At 57.1% G+C, this 2,261-nt stretch carries 1 protein-coding gene; it reads right to left on the bottom strand.

Translation table 11 applies throughout. The features are described 5' to 3' along the window. The coding region (locus ACGYLQ_RS20695; protein WP_394444656.1) for a multicopper oxidase domain-containing protein at positions 1-1,469 on the bottom strand (1,469 nt) is incomplete at its 3' end. Positions 1,470-2,261 lie beyond the last annotated feature (792 nt).

Here is a 2,261-nt window from a genome sequence, read left to right as displayed (position 1 = left end):
CCGCTCATACCGTCCATTGCGGGCTTCTGCATCTGGGCATGGTTCATGCCTGACATCGGTGCCTTTTTCTTCTGCTGCATCTGCGTGTGGTCCATGCCGTCCATCGCAGGCTTTTGCATCTGCGTATGGTCCATCCCAGCCATCGAAGTCTTTTTCTTCGGCTTTTCCTCTGACGGGGTCATCGCAGGCATCGGGGGCTGCTGGCTGGATTGCATGTTTGAATGGTCCATGCCTGTCATGTCGGTGTGGTTCATTCCGGTCATGTTCTGCATGACGTGGTCGCCCATACCCATGCCCATATCCATACCCATACCGCCCATCATGCCGCTCATGTCGGCCATGGTGAGCAAGGGCTTGGGTCTGAGACGGGGCACGGCACCGGCATAGCCCTCTCTGGGTGACAGGGTGCCCCGAACAAGCCCGTTGCGGCCCATGGATTCCGCAATAATGCTATAGACCTTGTTCTGCGTAGGCTGGACGATGACATCATAGGTCTCGGCAACCGCGACCCGCAGTTCATCCACGGCGACAGGCTCCACATCGTTGCCGTCAGCCTGCACGACGACCATTTTCAGTCCCGGTATCCGCATGTCGAAGTAGGTCATCGCGGAGGAGTTGATGATCCGAAGGCGGACCTTCTCACCGGGCCGGAACAAACCGGTCCAGTTTTGCGACGTGCTGCGACCGTTGATCAGCGAGGTAAATCCCTGCACGTCTTCGACGTCGCTCGGCAGCATGCGCATGCGCCCCCACATGCGGCGCTCTTTCAGCGTCGCCTTGAGACCGTCCATGCGGGCGTCCCGGATCAGGTCCTGAAAAGTGCGCTGCGAACGGTTGTAGTAGTCGGACTGCATCTTGAGGTTCCGCAAGATGCGGTTGCCCGGATGGGGATGTTTGTCGGCCAGCTGAACGACATAGTCGCGGTGCGCTGGTATGCGTTCCCTGCCGCGCGGCTCGATCACGATCGCACCGTAGGCGCCATCCGGCTCCTGAAGGCCTGAATGGCTGTGGAACCAATAGGTCCCGGCCTGCTGGATCGGGAAGCGATAGGTAAAGGTCTGACCGGGGGCGATGCCGTTGAAGCTGATCCCCGGAACGCCGTCCTGACGGAAGGGCACGATAAGTCCATGCCAGTGGATCGAGGTGCTTTCGCTGAGGTTGTTGGTCACGTTTATCGTAACCTCCTCACCTTCCTTGAAGCGCAGGATCGTCGGAATCTGGCTGCGGTTGTAGCCCACGCCCATCTTCTGAAAATCGCCCGTGTTGATGCGCACCGGGTCGACTGTGATATTGTAGGTTCCCTGAGAGGTCACCTGCGTGGAGCCATGCGCGCTCAACGCTTTGGGCATCGCAAAAGCCGCAGCCGCAGCCAAGCCGAACTGACGCCGCGACAACCCCTTCGCCAGCTCTTCAGAGGTACTGAGCGCCGTATCCCAGAGGGCCAGCTGCTTTCTATTGAAGAATTGCATTCGTTTTCCTTGTATTAGTCTGTCTGAAAGGTGCCGCAGCGCGCGTGCTCAAGGGTTCGACGGCGTTTTGGAGGTCAGTCGCACCCGGCTCGGCACAGTTCGCTTCGAACACGGCACGTGCCGGGGGGCGTTTACGCGCGGTTCTGCCTTGCAACTTGCGAGGGTCAGCGCGGGGCCTGTTTCGAGTTCTGAATTTGTCGGATCCATGATTCACGTGCCCTCCGTGGAACTGGAGGTTTTATCGCCGGAACGCCTGCAAAGGATCAAGAATACATATGGTTACATATGGGGTTAGGGTGTGCTGACCGTCGGTAGGGTGGGTGGTTGCTGATGTGATTTGCTTTGGTTCGGGAAGGGCGAAGGGGCGCCTACGCAGTTGCCCGAAGGTTCGCGAACGCGCTTGATGTAGATCATCTTTCGCTTGCTATGCCCGGTTTCCAGAGATGATCGGCGAAAGACAGGCTCATCCAAGAATTGATCAACAACTCATCTGGAGATAGCGATCAGACGTTGATAGAGGCTATCGCGGACCTGGTTCGGAGGACTTTACTCGCTGCAGCAATACATCCCTGAAATAACCTGCGTGCAGCGTCAGAAAGCGAGATCGTGTGCCAATCAGACATGCTTGTGTTTTTCTGAGATTTATTAATGCAGCGGATTGCAAAAACTCTCGCTGTGCGCTCTGAGGCTACAGCCTTTCCAAGCTTCGCCCTTGTAAGCCAGTTCATTCGGAATATCCGCTAAATGCAAGTGTTTGGGACGGAACTCATACCAAGCCGTAGAACTCCACAG

This window comes from Sulfitobacter sp. 1A12779 (assembly GCF_043557315.1).
GTDB classification, from domain to species: domain Bacteria; phylum Pseudomonadota; class Alphaproteobacteria; order Rhodobacterales; family Rhodobacteraceae; genus Sulfitobacter; species Sulfitobacter faviae.
Note: the sequence above shows the minus strand (reverse complement) of the source record. Positions and strands in the feature narration are given on the sequence as shown.